This is a genomic window from Adlercreutzia murintestinalis, from assembly GCF_943192905.1.
GTDB classification, from domain to species: Bacteria; Actinomycetota; Coriobacteriia; order Coriobacteriales; family Eggerthellaceae; genus Adlercreutzia_A; species Adlercreutzia_A murintestinalis.
The window spans coordinates 1-1,328 of sequence record NZ_CALPCC010000053.1; the positions used below are offsets into that span (position 1 = coordinate 1).

General features: G+C 59.4%; 1 protein-coding gene. It reads right to left on the bottom strand.

Features of this window, described 5'->3' with window-relative positions:
• Window positions 1-17: 17 nt before the first annotated feature.
• Window positions 18-1,199 carry an IS1249 family transposase gene (locus NFR19_RS08875; RefSeq protein WP_349665535.1) on the bottom strand — a complete coding sequence of 394 codons (1,182 nt, stop codon included), beginning with the start codon at window positions 1,197-1,199 and terminating at the stop codon, window positions 18-20.
• Window positions 1,200-1,328 lie beyond the last annotated feature (129 nt).

Sequence of the window (1,328 nt, forward strand, 5' to 3'; positions counted from 1 at the left end):
CAATTATTCACACGATCCTAGAACCAGCCTGTTGCGTTCGATCCGCTCATATGAAGCTCTCTCCATTCTGGGGCCGCAGACCCGAACTCATCGGGAGCGCCATCACCTCTGGTCTTCTTCTTGGAAGCCAATGCGAACAACCCTTCGACTTCCTCGTCGGTCTTCATCGTCTTGAGCATCTCGGCTTCGCTCGCCCTGAACTCCGAATGCAGGTAGCACCACCAGAATGCCGCCTTGGCGCGGCGCAGCGTCGTCAGTCCGCGATGGTTCAGGAGCATGAGGCGGATCTGCGAGTTGACCCCTCCCTCGATGGCGTTGTTGGTCGAGTCCCAAACGCCCCCGAACTCCTTCTGCATCTCGATGAAGGTGAACATCGTGCCGTCCTTGACGAGCGCGTTCAGGGAATGCCGTGCGCTCCTCAGGCGCTCGTGGACGTACTGCTTGCGACCGTCCTTCAAGGTGAACTCCCGCAGGAACCGCTCCCACTTCGAGCACCACCCGGCGTAGTCCGCCATCCATATCGCCGCCGCATCCGCGTCCTTCGTCCTCGGAAGCCTCTTCGCGAGGCTTAGCAGTTCGCGACCGCAGTCGAGCTTCGGGTTCATGGTCGTCTTCCTCACAACCTGGCGCTTCACATGCACGAGGCAGCGCTGCACGCGCGCATCGGGCCAGATGGCGCGCACGGCCTTCTTGAAGCCTGTCCCGCCATCCGTGACGACCATGGCAGGAGGCGCGACCTTGAGCATGAGCGCCGCCCAGGAGGCCGAGCATTCGCTCTCGGCGAGGTGCCATGCGACGACATGCTCCTTCGTGCAGGCGATAAGCACGACAAGCTCCTTTGAAATGTAGATGCCATCGACGAAGAGGGTGTCGTGCGCCTCTCCTGTAGGCTCTGGCAGGGGCCACAGCCCCCAGAACCTCTCGGCACGCCGCTCGAAGGTCGCCTTGGAGCAGGGCTGCTCCCGAAGCGTCTCTTTGCCCATGAGCCACTTCAGGAACACTTTGAGCTGCTTCGCTGCCTTGTCGATCCTGTGCGTCATGCTCGCCCCGCACGTCCTGCATCTCCATCTCTGAGCACCCGATGTGGTGCTCCCGTTCCTCTTCATCCTGCCGCCGCAGGCATCGCACGTCGGATTATCCAATGCCATCTCCCGTCCATCGGCAACTTTTTCTTTGAAAAAGCTACCCCGAACAGGCATGTCAAGAGGAAACCGGACACACTTTTTGAGACTCCGAAAAGTTGGAGCGAATCAACTTTTAGCCATGGTTTTCCCATCGTGATCTGGGAATTGTTGGCCATTCCGGACACACTTTTTGAGAATTAACCC